Here is a 19,216-nt window from a genome sequence, read left to right as displayed (position 1 = left end):
ATATATTTGTCTTTGTTAATAAAGTTTAACAACTTACATTTGCCAACAATTAACACTTAAAAAATTAAATTAATTAAGAATATGAAAAATCTTAGCAGATTATTATTTGTTGCAGTACTTTTTATAGGATTAAGTACTACCAACGCTCAAGATAAAAACAATCCATGGGCCTTTGGTATCGGTACTAATGCTATTGACCTTTATCCTGTTGGAGAGGATTTACCTCAAGGAGACTATTTTGATGAGTTTTTTAATGCCAATGATCATTGGAATATTTTACCTTCAATATCGAGATTTACAGTATCTAGATACCTTAGTGACGGTTTTACGTTAACGGGTGCTGGTTCTGTTAACAGAATTTCTAAAGTTGGTTCAAATGTTGACCTTATAACAGGTGAAGAAACCACTGCTAAAATAAACGGAATAACCTATTATGCCGCAGATGCTCTTTTATCTTATAGTTTTAGAAATCTTATTAACGGCGAAGGTGGATGGTTTGACCCATCTATCGGAGTTGGTGGTGGTTATTTCTGGGCAGATGAATTAGGCACAGCATCACTTAACGGTCAGGCTTCTGTTAAAATTTGGTTATCTGAAAAGTTTGGTATTGAATTGCAATCTACATACAAGCATTCATTTGAAGATAATCGTCCAAAGCATTTTCAACACTCTGCAGGTATTATATTCCAATTTGGTGGCACTGATACTGACGGTGATGGTATTTACGATAAAGATGATGCTTGTCCAGAAGAAGCAGGATTAGAGATTTTTAATGGTTGTCCAGATAGTGATGGTGACGGTATACAAGATTCTAAAGATGATTGTCCAAATACTGCTGGTTTAGCTGAGTTTAACGGCTGTCCAGATACTGATGGTGATGGTATTGTAGATAAAGATGACAAATGCCCTTCTGTTGCAGGTTTAAAAGCATTAATGGGTTGTCCAGATGCTGATGGTGACGGTGTTGCAGATGGTGACGACGCTTGTCCTAACGAAGCTGGTCCTGTTGCTAACAAAGGTTGCCCTTGGCCAGATACCGATGGTGATGGTATTTTAGATAAAGACGATAAGTGTCCTAACGAAGCAGGTGTTGTTGCTAACAATGGATGCCCAGAAGTTGCACCTACTGTAGAGGTAGTAAACGAATTAAATTCGTACGCAAGACGTATATTATTTGATACAGGTAAAGCCTCGTTTAAAAAAGAGACTGATCAAGTATTACAAGCAATGGTGGCTATATTTAAGGAATACCCTAGAGCTAACTTTACTATCGAAGGACATACTGATAGTGTAGGTTCTAAATCTAGTAATCAAGCATTATCTGATAGAAGAGCAAATGCAGTTAGAGATTATTTAATTGCTAATGGTATTAACGCTGATAGGTTAATAGCTAGAGGTTTTGGTGAAGATAATCCAATTGCTAATAATAAAACCAGAGCTGGTAGAAAAGAAAATAGAAGAGTAGAAGTTAAATTAAGAAATTAATTTCATCAACTCCTATATAATCGTAGTGTAAAAACTTGATTATTATTATAATTAAAAGCGTCCAATAATATTTTGGACGCTTTTTTTATAGAAATATTGCAACTAAGATTGTTGAGTTGATAAACCTAATCCATTTTTAGGCCGTGTTTCTATTAGGATTAATAAGGGTAATAGTGGTGCAGTATACAATCTAGATTTATTGGATGTAAATAGGTAGACTTGTTAAAAGTATTGAAGCAACTACTACAGATGACGGCTGGCGAACGATATCTAATCTGCAAGATTTAGAAAGGGAACTTTACTTTATAAAGATAGCTAAGACAGATTCTGGTATAAGCGTTACTAAAAAAGTAGTTAAAATAATTATATGAAATATTTTAAAAAAAGGAGATGCTACAAACATCTCCTTTTTTTTATTAAATTAAATAGTTATTTATGCGTTATTTACTAAGCATTAAAAGCTCGTTACAAACCACTTCAGTGGTGTAACGTTTAACACCATCTTTGTCTTCCCAACTGCGGGTTGTTAACTTACCTTCAATGGCTATTTCTTTACCCTTAGTAACAAATTTTTCGATAATGTCAGCGGTCTTTCCCCATGCGATTAGATTATGCCAATCGGTCTGATTGACCTTCTCACCTTTTGCATTCTTATAACTCTCATTTGTAGCTAAAGAAAATTTTGCTAGTTTTTTGCCATTTTCCAAATTGATAATTTGAGGATCATTACCTAAGTTACCAATTAACTGTACTTTGTTTCTTAATGTGTTCATGTGTTCTAATTTTATGTGTTAAACAGTTAATAATATCGAGATTTATTCTCAACAGTACAAAGTTGATAAGTGTTTGCTCTAGTATTCGGTTGTTATTCATTTACATACGTTTGTAAATGATTGTAAATGAATAAATATTTGTATATCAATTATATAATGTTTAAATAGAAATTCGATTGGGTATAAGTAATCGATTAAAAAGAACTTACTTTAGCTCTAAGACTTAATAATTAAAATATTAAAAATGAATTTTTATGATATTTTGGGTCCTTATTAATGTTTTTATATCTTGTAGATATAAAGTAATAAGATGCAGGTAAATTGTTTAGAATGTGGCAATAGAATCATTGGCAGAATTGATAAAAAATTCTGTAATGATGGCTGCAGGAATACTTATAATAATCGCCTTAATAAAGATTCTAAAAACCTTATAAGAAATACAAATAATAGGCTTAGAAAAAACTATAGAATCTTAGAAGCTTTAAATCCTAATAAAAAAACAAAATGCTCTAGAGCCAAACTAATAGAAAAAGGCTTTGATTTTAACTATATAACAAGTTTGTACACAACAAAAGTAGGTACTGTCTATTACTTTGTATACGACCAAGGTTACTTACCCTTAAAAGGCGAATATTATGCCTTAGTAAAGCGAGATGACTAAGAACTACTCTTGGTGCTACTATTCCAATTTTCACCTTTTAATTGCAATGCAGCTTTTAATATATCTTTTTGACTAATTTGCCCCACAAGTTTTCCATTTTCAACAATAGGGAAACGTCTTATTTTTGATTGTAAGAATTTATTTGCCGCATCAAAAACATCCATATTTCCGTCAATAGTTTCTACATTTTTAGCCATTCGTTTTTCAACATTATCATGCTTTAGTGGCATATTGTAGTATCTACTTTCACTCAGTTGTTTTAAACAATCTCCTTCAGAAATTATACCTACTATTTCATTTTTTTCATTCACAACAGGGCCTCCAGAGATTTTATGTTTTATTAACGATTCAACAACGTCTTGTACGGATTGTTCGGGCTTAAACGTTATAAGACTAGTGGTCATATAGTCCTTTACTTTTAGTGCCACTGGTTGCGAAGTACTTTGCTGTTGTTTGCGCGAACCCTGAAAACTTTTTATTCCCATAACCTTAATTTTTTAAGAGTTTACTTAAAGTTACTGAAAATTAATTGTTTAGCAAAATCTAACCGAACCATAGAATACTTACTTAACTTTACACATTAAAAACAGATACGTAATTGAACTCTCATATTAGTATAATTGGCTGTGGTTGGTTAGGCTTTCCACTAGCAAAATCCCTTATTAAAAAAGGATATAAAATTAAGGGGTCTACGACCTCAAATGATAAATTAAAATTACTAATAAATGCCTCTATAAAAGGGTATTTAGTTCAATTAACGGAAGCTGAAATTGTTGGTGATAGTTCTGGGTTTATTGATGGCAGTAATACTGTCATTATTAATGTTCCGCCAGGTTTAAGAAGAAACCCTTCTAAAAATCACATCGCTGAAATAGAACACTTTATAAAGGTGTTAGAAAAGCATCAAGTAAAAAATGTATTATACATTAGCTCTACGACTGTATTTAAAAATGAAGAGCGTTTGCCTCTAATCACTGATACCACACTACCAAATGCTACATCAAAAATCGCACAGCAACTTATAACTATTGAAAGAATGCTTAGTGAAAACTCAAATTTTAATACCACAATTCTGAGATTTGGTGGCCTTATTGGTGCTCAACGTCACCCAGGGAAGTATTTGTCTGGAAAAGATAATATACCCAACCCAAGTGCTCCATTAAATCTAATTCATCTCAAAGATTGTATTGGGATCATCTCTGAAATTATTGATAAGAATATGTGGAATACAACATTTAATGCTGCATATCCACACCATCCTAAAAAAGAAGATTATTACGTATCTTTTTGTAAAGGTCATAAATTACCTTTGCCACGTTTTAATAATAAAGAATTAAGTAAAGGAAAACGAATTAAAAATAACAACTTGGAACAGCTTTTGAATTATAAATTCAAACACGCTATTTGAATTAAATTATATTAATAGTTTTTTAAGCCTATTATATTTAATTTTTTTAGATTTAGCTCTTAAAATTAATATAGAAATGAAACAGTTTAAAATTATTGCAACATGCTTTGTGATGTTATTATGTGCTTTTAGTTATGCACAGACTAATGCAGAATTAAAAACGCATTATGAGACCTTTTATAAACAAATGAAAAAACAAGGAGATGTGCAAGGGATTATTAATGCTTTAACACATCTAAATATTATAGAACCGTCTATAGAAAGGCAAGATACGCTAGCTTATCTCTATTTATCGGATGGAAAATATTTACAGGCACTTAATACCATTGGAGTAGAAAAGAATGTATCTGATTCTGATATGAATGTAGAAGTGAAAGCATTGGCCTTAAAAAACTTAAAACAGCCTAAGATGGCCATTGAGCATTACGAGGTCTTATTTAAAAGAAATCCAAATGTATACTTAGCTTATGAAATGGCAGATATTAAAGTTCAGATTAATGATATTGCAGGAGCTAGGCGAGATATTGAATATGGCTTAGCTAATGTAAAAGACGATATGAAACGTGCATTTTACGAATCACAACAACCCTATGAAACAACGATGAAAGCAGCATTACTTTATCTTAAAGGAATAGTATTGTTTTCTGAAAATAGGGATACAAATATTGATCCTGCATTAAAACTGCTTAATGAGGCTTTAGCAATTGATCCAAATTTTAATATGGCTAAGGTAAGCAGACAAGCTTTAGAAAGTCAGAAAGCTCAAAAAGCTGCAGCAGCAAATAAAAACTAAAACAGGTTTTTATATACTCTAAATAAAAAAGACGAGGTTTAAATTAATAGACCTCGTCTTTTTTTATCTAAAATAATTTGCTAAAAATCTTTAGTCCGCTAGTATTATAAGCTTATTATCTTTCATTTCAATGGTACCAGAGTTTATTTTCACAGTTAATACTTTTTTATCATCCTTGTGCGGAATAACATCTGCATGTAATTCATCAAAAACCAAGTGGTTTTGTGTGTGCGTATTAATCTTAATTGTACCAGCTTTTAAAATTGAAATAATAGGAGCGTGATTTTTAAGCATTTCAAACTCACCATTAACACCTGGCACAACAACAGAGTCAACTTCTGTACTTAATAGAGTAGCTTCTGGTGATACGATTTCTAAATACATATTCTTTTAGTTATTTGTTGTTAGTTTTTGGTTGTTGGAATATTAAGAATATTAACAACCAACAACTATAAACTATTAACCATTTACGCCTCAGCAAGCATTTTCTCGCCTGCTTCAATAGCTTCTTCTATAGACCCTTTAAGGTTAAAAGCAGCTTCTGGTAGGTGATCTAATTCACCATCCATAATCATGTTAAACCCTTTAATAGTTTCTTTAATATCTACTAATACACCTGGTATACCCGTAAATTGCTCGGCTACGTGGAATGGCTGAGATAAGAAACGTTGTACTCGTCTAGCTCTAGATACAGCAAGTTTGTCTTCTTCAGATAATTCTTCCATACCAAGGATAGCAATAATATCTTGCAATTCTTTATAACGTTGTAATAACTCTTTTACACGTTGCGCACAATCGTAATGCTCATCACCTAAAATATCAGCCGTTAAAATTCTTGATGTAGAATCTAATGGATCTACGGCAGGATAGATACCAAGCTCAGCAATCTTACGCGATAGTACAGTAGTGGCATCTAAGTGAGCAAAGGTTGTAGCAGGCGCAGGATCCGTTAAGTCATCCGCATGTACATATACCGCCTGTACTGATGTAATCGATCCTTTCTTTGTTGATGTAATACGCTCCTGCATAGCACCCATTTCAGTTGCCAATGTTGGTTGGTAACCTACTGCAGAAGGCATACGACCCAATAATGCAGATACCTCAGAACCAGCCTGTGTAAAACGGAAGATGTTATCTACGAAGAAAAGTACATCTTTTCCTTGTCCATCACCAGCACCATCACGGAAATATTCTGCTATAGTTAATCCTGAAAGTGCCACACGAGCACGAGCTCCTGGAGGCTCATTCATTTGTCCGAATACGAAAGTTGCTTTTGAATCTTTCATTATAGATTTATAAACTTTTTTAAGATCCCATCCACCTTCTTCCATAGAATGCATAAAGTCATCACCATATTTAATAATGCCAGACTCAAGCATTTCACGAAGTAAATCATTTCCTTCACGCGTTCTTTCTCCAACACCAGCAAATACAGAAAGACCACCATGTCCTTTTGCAATATTATTAATTAACTCTTGTATAAGTACTGTCTTACCTACACCAGCACCACCAAATAATCCAATTTTACCTCCTTTTGCGTATGGCTCAATTAAGTCAATAACTTTTATACCAGTAAATAATACTTCGGTAGACGTTGATAAATCTTCAAATTTAGGAGCTTGTCTGTGAATAGGTAAACCGGCTTCACCAGCTTTTGGTAAATCACCTAATCCATCAATAGCATCACCAATTACATTAAAAAGACGTCCGTAAACATCTTCTCCAATTGGCATTTGGATAGGCGCGCCAGTTGCAATAACTTCGGTACCTCTGCTTAAACCATCGGACGAGTCCATTGCGATAGTACGTACTGTATCTTCACCAATATGGGATTGTACCTCAAGTACTAATTTAGAACCATCTTGGTTATTAATTTCTAAAGAATCATAAATTTTTGGAAGTTCTGATCCGGCAGCGAATTCTACATCTATAACCGGGCCTACGATTTGTGCAACTTTACCTGTAACTTTTGACATTACTTATTTGTTTTTGTTTTGCGATAATTTAAATGTGAAAAAAACCTTACCCAATCAAGTTGAGTACGTGCGTTTTTCGCGCTGCAAAGATAGAGTTATTATTTAAAAAATTGATGTCTTTTTTTGAATAAAAAAACACGCTTCGTAAAAAGCGTGTTTCTTTAATTATAGTGTAACACTTTTTTATTGTAAAAGTGTTGGTGAATAATTTGTATTGAAGGCAGAAACGTCTACTAAATTACCGGATGCTTCAAAATTAGTTCCGTAGGTAGCATCGATAGCTTTAAGCATTTCGTTAGCAATAAATGCATAACCTCTAGATGTTGGATGAACACCATCTAATGAGAAAGCACCACCCGTTACTAAATCTGATGTTATAATTACACCACTAGTTTCTATACCTGTTGAAGCTAACTGATCTAATAATGTATTGGCATCTAATAATGCAAAACCACTAGCTGAAGCTGCTGCTGAAATCACTTGGTTATATTGTGCTGTAGCTTCCGCAATTTCTTCTTGTTCTTGCGGAGTTAGAACAAGATTATCTGTTAATTGAATTTGCGTACCAAATCCCTGTGGAATTAAAGAGGCTAATGGTAGTACAAATAAATCTTCATCAGTTGATTGTCTAAAACTTGGGATGCCAAAGCTCGATAGATCTGTTAAATCTTCATCAATTAAAACCATGGTATTACCTTCACCTTCAAAAAAGGTTATTGTTCGTTGCTCTACTTCTTCGGCAGATAATAAACCGTTTTGAGCGGCAAATTGTAAACCACCATTATATGTCGCATAAGCTTGGTTTAAAGCACTAGCAGAAGAACTATTTAAAGGTATTGGGTTATAAGGTACAGTAGTAAAATGTGGTATTGCTGTAACGTTTGGAATGTTAGCTAATATACCCTGAACATTTGGTATATTACCAACTAAAGAAGCCACTAATGCCTGATACGTTTGCTCAAAACCTACACCAGGAGGCCCAGCCATTGGGGTTATTGGATCAGTGCCATCTCCACCAGATAGTGCATAACCTAAAACATCATTATTACCAATCCATAAGGATATAAAAGTAGGCTGTTGTGCTATTGCATCGGCTAAAACGCTTGTGCTAGGGTCACTCGCCATTCTTACAAAATAAGGATTTGCGGTAGGTGGGCTAGTAAATAAATTTGTAAAATTACCATATCCTGGCGCTAATAAATGAAAACTTTTTGCACCTGGTACTCCCAAATTATTAAAAGGACCTGTTGGATTATTTAAGACAATATCAGTAGATGGTTGTATAGGGCCAACGACACTAGATAATGGAGCAGGACCAGAACCATCAAAAACTAATCTAGGACCAAAACCAGGAAGCGGATTGCCACCTGCGAGTAAACCACCTACATTATCATTAGTTAATGGTTGCGTAAAAGCACCACCATTTCCTAAAGCGGCAAACTGTTCTGCAAGAATTGCTGGTGTTGAATTTTCTTGAGCTATACGGTATAATGCACCATCTGCAAAACCTGCAGTTAGTGAGTTACCTAAAGCAACAAATTTTGAAAAGTCTGCGGAACCTCTATTGAATTCCTCTAGCACAATAGGGTCTTCACTATTTCTGTTTCTTAAATCGTCAACCAACTCATTTTCGCACGAGAGCATCCCAAAGGTTATAATTGATAATGCTATATATTTTAATGTTTTCATATTCTTTATGCTTTTCATTATTATAAATTGTTAATGGTCCAAGACACATAATATTGTGATCCAATGAACCCTGTACCAAATGCGGTAAAGTACTCGTCTTGTAATAAATTGGTTGCACCAGCTTTGAACGTAGATTTTAAACTAGGAACTCTAAAATTAACCTGTGCATCGAGTACATTAAATGAAGGGATATCACCATCACCAAAAGACGCTTCCCAGAAGTAGTTGTCACTCCATCTCCAAGAGACATTAAAACCAAAGTTTTTAAATAATTCTGTTTTACCAAAAGAGGCTTTTGCCTTATGTTCTGGTGTATTAAAATTTGTTCTAAAATCAGGGTTATTATTTACATCAAAGTCTAATTTTGCATAGGTGTAATTAGCGCTCAAATCAAATCCTCCAAATACTTTAGTAGAAACCTGTATAGCAGCTCCATAAGAATTAACTTCTTCATCCGAGTTGGTATATGTCTGGTAAGCTTCAAAATCACCATTGGCAATAGCAGCAATAGCTAAAGGAGTACCATTTGGTAGGGTTTGTGTCAATGCTACGTCTCCGTAGAAAGGTGACACCACAGTTTCATTAGCTAAGAAATCTTGATATTGGTTATAATATGCTGAAGCATCTATAATTACACCATCGAATTTTCCACGATAACCAAGCTCAAAAGAACTTACTTGTTCAGGTTGTGCTAAATTTGAGTTAGCAACTCGCAAATCTGCAGGATTACCAGAATCACCAAAATCTGTAACAGAGTTAGCAAAAAATGAATTATTGTAAGCTCCTGTGCCATCCACATCTATATTGGTTTGACCAGTAATTGCCGTACCATTAGTACTTAAATCGTAGTTTCTAATATCTCTTGCAGGATTATCTGATGCACCACCAATTAATATAGCACGTCCAACGTCTAAGCCAATATATAAGTCTTGAGTAGTTGGGTTTCTAAAACCAGTTTGAAATGAAGCTCTAATATTATGATTGTCGTTGATAGTAAAACCTGCTGATAGTCTCGGTGAAAAGAAGCCATCAAATAATTCGGATTTATCATAACGAAGTGATCCTGTTAACTTAAGTTCAACAGACTCAGATAACTCTAACGATCTTTGTAATTGTGTGTAAACTCCTAATTCAGAATATGTAATAGGACCATCTATATCGGTATAAATAGTACCAAAAGAATTTAAGCGATACGTTCTAAACGAACCACCAACTTGTACTTCTGCAAACTCTATATTATCACCAAAATTATAATTAGCATCAGCATGGTATATTTGAGAGTTGTCTTGAAATCTAGAACCCGTACCTAAATCTGGGTTGCTTGTAATTCTATCAAAAGCGGCTTGAAATTCTGGCGTGCCAGGCACTAATCTTTCAATTCCATCATCTCCAGTAGGATCTATGACTTCGTCAGCAACTTGTCTTGCAAAAGCATGTTTTTGAGCTGTGGTTAATCCTTGCGGGTTACCAGAAAGCTCTATACCAGCGTAAGTTTCTATATAATCTCCAAACCAATCTGCATCACTTTTCCAAGCACGATTAATATTAATACCTGTAAAGACCATATCGTAAGAATCACCAGCTTTATCCTCGGTAATATAACCTCTAACAAAGAAGTTATCGTTTTTAATTTCTAATTTGTGTTGTTGAAGGAAAAAATTCTTAATGTTATAACGGTTAGCACCTTGGTAAAGCGTATTACCAAAACCTAGTTTACCAACATATTGTATTTCGAAATCGTTTTCCCATGGACGGAAATATAAGCCCCAATCTGCTTTAACACTCTCTGCATTATAATTGGTTAAATCTCTTTCATTATAACCCGTTCTACTCACTTCTACGTCTGGTATAATACCTAAGCCAGAAGCATCTCTAATGTTTGTAGATACTTCATCACCATAGACATTGATTCCGTCATAATCAGTATCATCCCTGGTAAGACCTCTATTTAGTTTGTCTGCGTCATTATCAGCAAACCAATCTGTTCCTTTTAAGTATCCAAAATTAACCTTCGCCGCAAATTTTTCACTAAATTTATAGGCCATTCTAATTCCTAAGTCTGTATAATCATTATCGCCAGCAGCTTCTTGAGAAGTAATGCCTCTTTTTACATAACCACTTATACCGCTGTGGTCAAAAGGGTTTTTACTTCGCATAAAAAGGATACCATTAAATGCATTTGCACCATATAGAGCAGATGAGGCACCTGGAAGAAGCTCAACACTTAATACGTCTGTTTCAGTCATACCCAATAGATTTCCTAATGGAAAGTTGAGGGCAGGTGCAGCGTTATCCATACCATCTACTAATTGCATAAAACGAGTATTAGCAAATGTTGCAAAACCTCTGGTGTTTATGGATTTAAAGGTTAAACTATTAGTATTTATATCTACACCTTTTAAGTTTTCTAAGCCGTCGTAAAAATCTACAGAAGCTGTATTTTTTATTTCTTTAAGTCCAAAACGTTCTACTGTTACAGGAGATTCAAAGATACGTTCTGGAGTTCTAGATGCTGAAATAACCACCTCATCTAATTCGTTTCCTTCTTCAAGGCTAAGATTTACAGTCTGGTTATTTGTAGTGACCTCAGCGGTTTTAGCTTCAAAGCCTGTATAACTTACACGGATTGAGAATGGTGGATCTATATTTGTAGTTAACGTGTAATTACCATCAAAATCTGAAACTGTTCCAGAACTTGTGCCAACAACTACAACATTTGCACCAGGTAAGGGGAGCCCAGTATTATCCGTAATTTTACCTTTAACAGTGGTTTGCGAATATGCTACCACGCAAAAAAGCATTGCAAAAATTTTTAAGGTTGCCTTCATTTTAGAGAATTAGTTATTTTATTAGGTGAGCAATTTAAATAAATATATGGTATTTTAGTAAGAAATTCTCAAAAAATTATGCATGCATAATAAATTTCAAAATAATTAGACCAAAAGATTGAGATATCCGCAATTTTGTTTGGTTAATCATTTGTTTTCTTGAAAAGAATTTTTAGTGTTATAAATGAATTGATTAGAGTAGAGTACCTTATAAAATGACCTTTTGTAGATAAAATTTTTGCTTTAACCAATTTTATAACTAACATTACCCCTTGTTATTACATGATTTAATCATTAAAACCTACTAAAATTGAAAATCGTTAGGAAATTTGCCATAGGACTTATCATTATCTTTCTGTTGATGATATGGAGTGGCATTGTTAGACACGTTACTTTAGGACAAAGAACATTTGGATCTTTAACAGAACCGGTAAAAAAATTCTCTGAATTGCCTTCCGATATGAAGGCAGCATACAACTTTATTTTTTTAGCTCCTGACTATTATTTAAAAACAAAGGATGCTGATAAAGAGACTATCAATAAATTAAGTTATGATTTATATGGAAGTTATGCTTATAGAAATGGTGACGCTTTTAAAATTGAATTGAAAAATTTTAAGAATGATGAGCTCATTAAAACTTGGGATTTACCAGTGGAATATTTATCTAAGCACCATGAAGTAGGAACTAACGATAGATTATACCCTTCTAAGCTGATGGAAAATAGAGGTGTGATTGTAAGTTGTGATGAAAGGCCGGGTTTAATACGACTAGATTCAGCATCTAATGTAGTGTGGCACAATAAAGATTTTATATTTCATCATGCTGTTAATTTTGACGCCAAAGGAAATGCTTGGATTTGTGGGGCAAAACATAAAAATGGTAGTGTAGCTCCAAGTACTGTTTCTGTAGATGGTAAAAAAATTAATTACAGGGACGATCTAATTGTTAATGTAGATGCTAAAACAGGTAAAACGCTTTACAGCAAATCCTTAACTGAACTCTTTAAAGAAAACAATTTGTCTGAGCTTATAAACAGAGCCAGTGTTGTAGAAGATCCTTTTCATTTAAATGATGTAGAACCTGTAGTATTGCAGGACTCTACATATTTTAATACAGGCGATGTGTTTATGAGTTTTAGACACCTATCAGCCATAATTCAATACAGGCCAAGTACAGAGAAAGTTATTAAGGTTATAGAAGGTCCTTTTACCTATCAGCACGATGTTGATATTTTATCGCCAAACACTATTGCTTTATTTAATAATAATGGATTGGTTAAAGACAATAGTAACTACGAAAATTATGATACTTATCCTAAAACTAACGTACAAAGAGAGATTATAAACTCAAATATCCTTGTGTATAATTTTGAAGAAGATACTTATAACGCACTTTATGAAAAAGCGTTTATAGATAATAAAATATATACTGGAGCAGAAGGCTTATACGATCTTTTACCTAACGGAGACCTTTTTGTTGAAGAACAAAATTCAGGTATCTTATGGGTTTTAAACGAAAATGGTGTTGTTTTAAAAACCACTTTAAAAAGTGATATTGAAGGCTACCATTATCTCCCCAACTGGACATCTATTTATACAAACATTAATTTTTAAAATCTACTCTTATGCTAACTTATATCGGACCCGGATTAGGGCTTGGAACATTACTCATTATTATCTTCATCTTATTATTGGTAATCTTTGCTTTTGGAGTTGTACTTTGGATTCCTATAAAAAGATTTTTCCGTAAACTATTTAAGAAAGAATAATGCTTTATTTTATTATAGCAGGCATTGCAGGTATTGTATTTGCAAGTCTAATTATTGCCTTTAGAAAAGTGTTTTTTGAAATGCTAGAAGCCTCAATAGGTCTGGCTAATGAAGTACTTTCTAACGAGGACGAACAAATTAAGCAGATTAAACTTATATCTGCTTTAAAGCGAATTCTAATAGCTTTATTTAAGGTAATTGGTGTTGTTACTGTAATTATTTTAGGTACAATTTTACCGTTATTAATTTACGGTTATTTTTCGGATATAAGTTTTAAAAATCTAGACTTTAGTTCTGGGTGGTTTCTATTAAGTCTTTCTATAGGTAGTATTTTTCCATTTGTTTTTAAGAAAAAGAAAAAAGTTGAGAATTATTCTGAAGCTTCTATGCTTTTACATAAGCTAATACTCAACAATTATAATCTTTCTAAATTTTTATTTTCATTTGACAAAAGATTTAAAAAAGGAGAAACTATTAATGATAACTCTAATTTTTTAATCGTTTCTGGTTTGGCACGTGCAGGCACCACAAGTTTGACCGATCAATTATTTAAGGCTGGTAAATTTAGTTCTTTAGATTATTCTAATATGCCTTTTCTATTAGCACCAAACCTTTGGAAAAAAATGTACAATCCAAAGAAAGCGCAGCTAAAGGAAAGAAAGCATGGAGATAAAATGATGTTTGGTTTAAATACCATAGAAGCGCTTGAAGAATATTTCTTTAAAGCGTTTTTAAATGATGAATTTATTAAAGACAGTACCCTCGTAAAGCATACCATCAACGAGGACGTATATGATAAATATTTAAAGTACCATTCATTAATTAGGGCTGATAATTCTCATTTATACCTGTCTAAGAATAATAATTTAATTTTAAGATATCCTTCATTAAGAAAATATAATAAGGAATTTAAAGCCATTTTTCTTTTTAGAAACCCCGTAGAACATGCCGATTCTTTATTTAATCAACATACAAGATTTAAACAGTTTCAAAATGATGATGATTTTATTGAAACGTATATGGATTGGTTAGGACACCATGAGTTTGGTGGTAATCACAAGGTGTTTAGTTTTAATGAAGAGGCATCTGTAGATATAAAATATGATAGAGATTCGCTCGATTATTGGTTGGCTGTATGGTTTAATTATTACAGCTATCTTTTAACATTAGATAATTCTAACTTTATGTTAATAGAATATAAAGACTACCTAGAGCAACCAAAAGTTGTATTAGAGTATTTAGAGTCTAAAATGAGTATGGATTTTGATTATTCTCATGTAGAGCCATTTACGAACACCAAAAATATTGACACCTCTAGTTGTGATAAAAGTCTATTAGCTTCTGTTTCTGAAGTGTACAATAGTTTAGTGAAACAAAAGATTTTATTTAAATAAAATAAATAAACAAACAACTATTGTTTCAAATAGTTGTTTGTTTTAAATCTATTTATTCTACAGTAACAGACTTTGCTAAGTTTCTAGGCTGGTCTACATTTTTACCTAGCATTACTGCGATATGATAAGATAGTAATTGAAGTGGTATTGTGGTTAATAATGGCGTAAGACATTCTAATGTCTCCGGAACCTCAATGACATGATCCGCTAATTCTTTAACGCTCTCATCTCCTTTTGTAACAATACCAATGATTTTACCTTTACGAGATTTTATTTCTTGTATATTACTAACAACTTTTTCGTAATGTCCTTTTTTGGTGGCTATAACCACTACTGGCATCTGTTCATCAATCAATGCAATTGGACCATGTTTCATTTCTGCCGCAGGGTAGCCTTCTGCATGTATATATGAAATCTCCTTAAGCTTTAAAGCACCCTCTAAAGCTACAGGGAAATTATAGCCTCGGCCAAGGTATAAGAAATTAGTAGCTTCTTTATAGATATCCGAAACTGTTTTTACATAACTATCAGATTTTAAAGCTTCTTCAACTTTACTCGGAATGGTTTCTAATTCTATTAAATAATGTCTAAACTCCGAACTCGAAATAGTGCCTTTTGCACGTGCTAAACGAAGTGCCATTAAAGTTAATACTGTAATCTGCGTTGTAAATGCTTTAGTAGAAGCCACGCCAATTTCTGGGCCAGCATGTGTGTAAGCACCTGCATCTGTTTCTCTGGCAATAGATGAGCCTACAACATTACAAACGCCAAAAACAAAGGCTCCTTTAGACTTTGCAAGTTTTATGGCAGCTAACGTATCAGCAGTTTCACCAGATTGAGATATGGCAATAACAATATCTTTTTCTGTAATAACAGGGTTTCTATATCTAAATTCTGAAGCATATTCCACCTCAACAGGTATCCTTGCTAAATCTTCAAATATATACTCTGAAACCAAGCCTGCATGCCATGATGTACCACAAGCTACAACTATAATCCTATCTGCAGCTAAAAACTTCTTCATGTTATCCTCTACACCAGCTAATTTTACTACAGCTTCATTACTTAAAAGACGTCCTCTAAAAGTGTCAAAAATAGCCTCTGGCTGTTCGTAGATTTCTTTTAACATGAAATGATCATAACCACCTTTTTCAATTTGTTCAAGGTTTAATTGAAGCTCTTGAATATAAGGGTCTACAAGGGCATCATCTTTAATTTTTCTGATCTTTACCTCTTTGCCTCTTCTAATAATAGCCATTTCTTCATCCTCTAAATAAATGGCATTTTTAGTAAACTCTATAAATGGTGATGCGTCGCTAGCTATAAAAAATTCATCGTCACCAATACCAATAGCTAGGGGACTTCCTAATCTTGCTACTACAATTTCGTTAGGCTTGTTTTTATCAAAGACAGCAATGGCGTAAGCTCCTATAACTTGGTTTAAAGCAATTTGTACCGCTTTACCAAGTTTAGTGTTCTCATTTTTCTTAACGTCTTCTATAAGATTAACTAGTACTTCGGTGTCTGTATCAGATTTAAAAGTATAACCTCTTTTAATAAGTTCTTTTTTAAGAGCGTCATAATTTTCAATTATACCATTGTGTATAATAACTAAATCGCCAGAGTTAGAATAATGAGGGTGAGAGTTAACATCGTTTGGTACACCATGCGTTGCCCAACGTGTATGACCGATACCTAGTGATCCGTTAGTGGTAATTTCTCGTTCTAGTCTTTCTTTAAGATCAGCAACTTTACCTTTTGTTTTAGATAATTTAATAGTATTACCATCATAAAGTGCTATTCCTGCACTATCGTATCCACGATATTCTAGTCTTTGTAGTCCCTTTATAATAATAGGATAAGCGTCACGATGACCTATATATCCAACGATTCCACACATATTTAAGTTTTTTAATTGTTTGGTTCAGTATAAAAGATTTCTAAATATACCCTTTTATTTTCGTCTTCTGAATTACTTCCATGAAGTATTGTACCTCTTGGTGATACTATAGAACTTACAGGTAGCCTTAAATCAGAGTCATCTGCAGTCTGCACATTTCTTTGGGCTACTTGTTCTTCTAAATTAACATTTAGGGATACGGCTACACCCAACTCTACATTAGTGGAGTCTCGTAATAATAAATTGTTAATATGTTCAGTAATCTTTAATTTGTATTTAATGCCATCTCCTGTAGATTCATTAGCCACGCGCTCTAAAGGACCTAAGTGATTAATTTTAGAAAAATTAGGGAAGGTGTTGTTTGTAAGATCAAAGAAAAAATCTGGCAATGGCACATTATTATCAGCGTCGTAAATATAGAGGCGATTGGGCTCTGATTCTGCACTTTGCATTGCTAAATCTAGGGCGTCTCTATCTACATAAAAAACTAAGTTGGCCTCATTAACTAAACGTCTTGAACGCTGAAACTTTCCATCATTATCCGTTTCTACGAAGAAGTCTTTCCAAGCATTAAATGTAAGATTATCTCCATTAAACAATTTAATTTTAGCAACTGAACCTTCGCCTCCTTTAAGGAATAATCTTGCATCACCAGTACTTGGTTCTCCTTCATTAATTGGTGTAGTAAACTCATTATTGAAAAAATTTACTCTATTAGGTGCAAACGAAAAATTAAGACTTGTTCGTTCTCTGTCTTCCTCATCGTCTGTTAATAGATTTGATCTCTTATAATATATAGTGATATTAGCGTTTTGAGATGCAAAATTTAAAATTAAAAAACTGCCATTTTCATTTACCGGTTCTACTTTAAAATATAGACCTCTAAAATATTCTGAAAATACGTTTTGGCTGCTTAAAAAAGGTTGCACTTGTTCATCCATAATTTTACCCTGCCAATACTCTGGGTCTAATTTTAACCGTAAACCAGGTGGTACCCTTTCTAATAATTGCTGGTCTCCATCTTCATTTTCTTCAGTTAAAATATATCCATTTTCAGTAATATTTATATTACCATCGGCATTTAAGGATACCTCTTCGTTATTTTCAGGGTTTGCAACAAAAGGTATTGGTGTGCCTTCTAAAGCGGCATCAGAGATACTTTCGGATGCTGATGCAGATTGATTTGAAAAATAAGCTTGACTCTCATTAAATTCTCCCTCAGGATTGAAATCTCTTAAAAAATAGTTGCTTTCAAAAAGACTTAATTTTATAGGATTTCTTCCTATTACGGAATCAATTTCATAAGTTAAGTCACCATCTTCTGACACATCAGACACAAATGAAAAATAAGGAATTGTTAATACCACAGAATCAATTTCAATCTCTTCACCTAAATCTGAATTTAAAGTAGAAGGTGTCAATTGCGTTACAAAAGTTGATGTGGTTCTACCATATAAATCATCATAAACCCCTAAGCTATTAATACCAAGTGAATTGGTTTGTACAGGACCAAGGGCATCTGTATAGCTTATTATTTCTGTAAACGACGGATTGGTTTCGCTAAGTGATAAAATATCAAAATTAGTAGCCACATCGTCGTTAATGACATCAGACTCTAGTGTTGTAAAATCACTGTCGCAAGCAATAAAACTTAAAATCACCAACAGAGGTGCTATTATTTTTAGGGCAAATTTATTTTTCTTCATAGGGTTTAACTACTTAATACCGTATTAGTATAGAATTCTGTATATGGATCTGCAAATTCTTCAATAGTATGATAATCTAAAACAGGTTTAGTTGCATCATTAATGTATTCGTCTAGCTCAGTAGGTAACACTTCTGAACCTCTAATAATTGCATCAGAATTATCAATGGCTATTTTCATTAAATTAATGTAGTTAGGTTTTAATAACGGTGCTATACTTTCACCTTCTAGTCCATCAAACTTAACTTTTTCAATCATACCTTTATCTAACGTACCTTCGAAGCTTTGATTGTATACCGAAGTAACAATTTTACTCTCTGTAAATAAAGGTTCTGTTTTATAAAATTCTTTAAGATACAATGGAAGCAGTGACGCTAACCATCCGTTAACATGAATAATGTCTGGTGCCCAATTCAATTTTTTAACGGTTTCTATAACTCCTTTTGCAAAAAATATAGCGCGTTCATCATTGTCTGAGAAAAGGTTACCATCTTCATCCGTTAATGTAGCTTTGCGTTTAAAATAGTCTTCATTATCTATAAAATAAACCTGAATGCGCTCTTTAGGAATTGAGGCTACCTTTATTATTAAAGGCATGTCTAGGTCGTTAATCACTAAGTTTATTCCAGAAAGGCGAATGACCTCATGCAGCTGATGCCTTCTTTCGTTAATGTTTCCAAAGCGAGGCATAAATATACGTATTTGCCCTCCTTGCTTGTTTACCATTCTAGGAGCTTCAAACGACATGGACGAAATTTCCGTTTCTGGTAAATAAGGCACAACTTCCGAGGATACATATAATATTCGTTTATCTTTCATAAATCTACTGCTTTT

15 protein-coding genes are annotated in these 19,216 nt (G+C 33.4%); 6 read left to right on the top strand and 9 right to left on the bottom strand.

Features of this window, described 5'->3' with window-relative positions; all coding sequences use genetic code 11:
• Nucleotides 1-81 precede the first annotated feature (81 nt).
• A complete protein-coding gene (locus Q0800_RS06815; protein ID WP_299128511.1) occupies nucleotides 82-1,485 on the top strand; it encodes an OmpA family protein in 1,404 nt (467 codons plus the stop codon).
• Between the two features lie 440 nt (nucleotides 1,486-1,925).
• Here the strand turns inward: Q0800_RS06815 and ssb are convergent, their stop codons facing one another.
• Nucleotides 1,926-2,258 (bottom strand): single-stranded DNA-binding protein, encoded by a 333-nt coding sequence (ssb, locus tag Q0800_RS06810; protein WP_299128510.1) that lies wholly within the window; start codon nucleotides 2,256-2,258, stop codon nucleotides 1,926-1,928.
• 310 nt (nucleotides 2,259-2,568) lie between these two features.
• On the opposite strand from ssb, the gene Q0800_RS06805 reads away from it, so the two are divergent.
• Nucleotides 2,569-2,919 (top strand): hypothetical protein, encoded by a 351-nt coding sequence (locus Q0800_RS06805; protein WP_299128509.1) that lies wholly within the window; start codon nucleotides 2,569-2,571, stop codon nucleotides 2,917-2,919.
• On the opposite strand, the gene Q0800_RS06800 is transcribed toward Q0800_RS06805, so the two are convergent.
• Nucleotides 2,916-3,404: a CBS domain-containing protein gene (locus tag Q0800_RS06800; protein WP_299128508.1), complete on the bottom strand. Its 489-nt coding sequence runs from the start codon at nucleotides 3,402-3,404 to the stop codon at nucleotides 2,916-2,918. The two genes, Q0800_RS06805 and Q0800_RS06800, sit on opposite strands and share 4 nt — an antisense overlap.
• Before the next feature lie 113 nt (nucleotides 3,405-3,517).
• Between Q0800_RS06800 and Q0800_RS06795 the strand changes: the two genes are divergently transcribed.
• Together Q0800_RS06795 and Q0800_RS06790 are read left to right on the top strand one after the other, a co-directional pair.
• Nucleotides 3,518-4,327: an NAD(P)-binding domain-containing protein gene (locus Q0800_RS06795; protein WP_299128507.1), complete on the top strand. Its 810-nt coding sequence runs from the start codon at nucleotides 3,518-3,520 to the stop codon at nucleotides 4,325-4,327.
• Nucleotides 4,328-4,403: 76 nt separating this feature from the next.
• Nucleotides 4,404-5,120, top strand: a complete 717-nt coding sequence (locus tag Q0800_RS06790) for a hypothetical protein (RefSeq protein ID WP_299128506.1) — start codon at nucleotides 4,404-4,406, stop codon at nucleotides 5,118-5,120.
• Between the two features lie 90 nt (nucleotides 5,121-5,210).
• Here Q0800_RS06790 and Q0800_RS06785 read toward each other — a convergent pair whose 3' ends face one another.
• From Q0800_RS06785 to Q0800_RS06770, 4 genes are all read right to left on the bottom strand, one after another.
• Entirely contained in the window at nucleotides 5,211-5,504 is a 294-nt protein-coding gene (locus tag Q0800_RS06785; protein ID WP_299128505.1) for a hypothetical protein, read from the bottom strand.
• Nucleotides 5,505-5,587: 83 nt separating this feature from the next.
• A complete protein-coding gene (gene atpD / locus Q0800_RS06780; RefSeq protein WP_299128504.1) occupies nucleotides 5,588-7,096 on the bottom strand; it encodes a F0F1 ATP synthase subunit beta in 1,509 nt (502 codons plus the stop codon).
• A 183-nt stretch (nucleotides 7,097-7,279) separates the two neighbouring features.
• On the bottom strand, nucleotides 7,280-8,785 hold the full coding sequence (locus tag Q0800_RS06775) for a G-D-S-L family lipolytic protein (protein WP_299128503.1): 1,506 nt from the start codon (nucleotides 8,783-8,785) through the stop codon (nucleotides 7,280-7,282).
• Between the two features lie 20 nt (nucleotides 8,786-8,805).
• On the bottom strand, nucleotides 8,806-11,613 hold the full coding sequence (locus Q0800_RS06770) for a TonB-dependent receptor (protein WP_299128502.1): 2,808 nt from the start codon (nucleotides 11,611-11,613) through the stop codon (nucleotides 8,806-8,808).
• A gap of 310 nt (nucleotides 11,614-11,923) precedes the next feature.
• Here Q0800_RS06770 and Q0800_RS06765 point away from each other — a divergent pair, with 310 nt between their 5' ends.
• Nucleotides 11,924-13,228 (top strand): arylsulfotransferase family protein, encoded by a 1,305-nt coding sequence (locus Q0800_RS06765; RefSeq protein WP_299128501.1) that lies wholly within the window; start codon nucleotides 11,924-11,926, stop codon nucleotides 13,226-13,228.
• Nucleotides 13,229-13,382: 154 nt separating this feature from the next.
• Entirely contained in the window at nucleotides 13,383-14,777 is a 1,395-nt protein-coding gene (locus tag Q0800_RS06760; RefSeq protein ID WP_299128500.1) for a sulfotransferase domain-containing protein, read from the top strand.
• 52 nt (nucleotides 14,778-14,829) lie between these two features.
• Here the strand turns inward: Q0800_RS06760 and glmS are convergent, their stop codons facing one another.
• The 3 genes from glmS to Q0800_RS06745 are packed head-to-tail and all read right to left on the bottom strand — an operon-like array spanning nucleotide 14,830 to nucleotide 19,201.
• Complete coding sequence (gene glmS / locus Q0800_RS06755) at nucleotides 14,830-16,677, bottom strand: glutamine--fructose-6-phosphate transaminase (isomerizing) (RefSeq protein WP_299128499.1); 1,848 nt, start codon at nucleotides 16,675-16,677, stop codon at nucleotides 14,830-14,832.
• A gap of 11 nt (nucleotides 16,678-16,688) precedes the next feature.
• Nucleotides 16,689-18,383 (bottom strand): DUF4270 domain-containing protein, encoded by a 1,695-nt coding sequence (locus Q0800_RS06750; RefSeq protein WP_299128498.1) that lies wholly within the window; start codon nucleotides 18,381-18,383, stop codon nucleotides 16,689-16,691.
• A 5-nt stretch (nucleotides 18,384-18,388) separates the two neighbouring features.
• Nucleotides 18,389-19,201 carry a glycogen/starch synthase gene (locus Q0800_RS06745; RefSeq protein ID WP_299128497.1) on the bottom strand — a complete coding sequence of 271 codons (813 nt, stop codon included), beginning with the start codon at nucleotides 19,199-19,201 and terminating at the stop codon, nucleotides 18,389-18,391.
• Between the last annotated feature and the right edge of the window lie 15 nt (nucleotides 19,202-19,216).

Source organism: uncultured Winogradskyella sp. (assembly GCF_937958655.1).
Classification (GTDB): domain Bacteria; phylum Bacteroidota; class Bacteroidia; order Flavobacteriales; family Flavobacteriaceae; genus Winogradskyella.
Note: the sequence above shows the minus strand (reverse complement) of the source record. Positions and strands in the feature narration are given on the sequence as shown.

Coding starts and splice junctions, on each gene's coding strand:
- Q0800_RS06745 (WP_299128497.1), bottom strand. CDS start 19,201: ATGAAAGATAAACGAATATTATATGTATCCTCGGAAGTTGTGCCTTAT.
- Q0800_RS06815 (WP_299128511.1), top strand. CDS start 82: ATGAAAAATCTTAGCAGATTATTATTTGTTGCAGTACTTTTTATAGGA.
- Q0800_RS06790 (WP_299128506.1), top strand. CDS start 4,404: ATGAAACAGTTTAAAATTATTGCAACATGCTTTGTGATGTTATTATGT.
- Q0800_RS06800 (WP_299128508.1), bottom strand. CDS start 3,404: ATGGGAATAAAAAGTTTTCAGGGTTCGCGCAAACAACAGCAAAGTACT.
- Q0800_RS06785 (WP_299128505.1), bottom strand. CDS start 5,504: ATGTATTTAGAAATCGTATCACCAGAAGCTACTCTATTAAGTACAGAA.
- Q0800_RS06750 (WP_299128498.1), bottom strand. CDS start 18,383: ATGAAGAAAAATAAATTTGCCCTAAAAATAATAGCACCTCTGTTGGTG.
- Q0800_RS06770 (WP_299128502.1), bottom strand. CDS start 11,613: ATGAAGGCAACCTTAAAAATTTTTGCAATGCTTTTTTGCGTGGTAGCA.
- Q0800_RS06775 (WP_299128503.1), bottom strand. CDS start 8,785: ATGAAAACATTAAAATATATAGCATTATCAATTATAACCTTTGGGATG.
- Q0800_RS06805 (WP_299128509.1), top strand. CDS start 2,569: ATGCAGGTAAATTGTTTAGAATGTGGCAATAGAATCATTGGCAGAATT.
- Q0800_RS06760 (WP_299128500.1), top strand. CDS start 13,383: ATGCTTTATTTTATTATAGCAGGCATTGCAGGTATTGTATTTGCAAGT.
- glmS (WP_299128499.1), bottom strand. CDS start 16,677: ATGTGTGGAATCGTTGGATATATAGGTCATCGTGACGCTTATCCTATT.
- atpD (WP_299128504.1), bottom strand. CDS start 7,096: ATGTCAAAAGTTACAGGTAAAGTTGCACAAATCGTAGGCCCGGTTATA.
- ssb (WP_299128510.1), bottom strand. CDS start 2,258: ATGAACACATTAAGAAACAAAGTACAGTTAATTGGTAACTTAGGTAAT.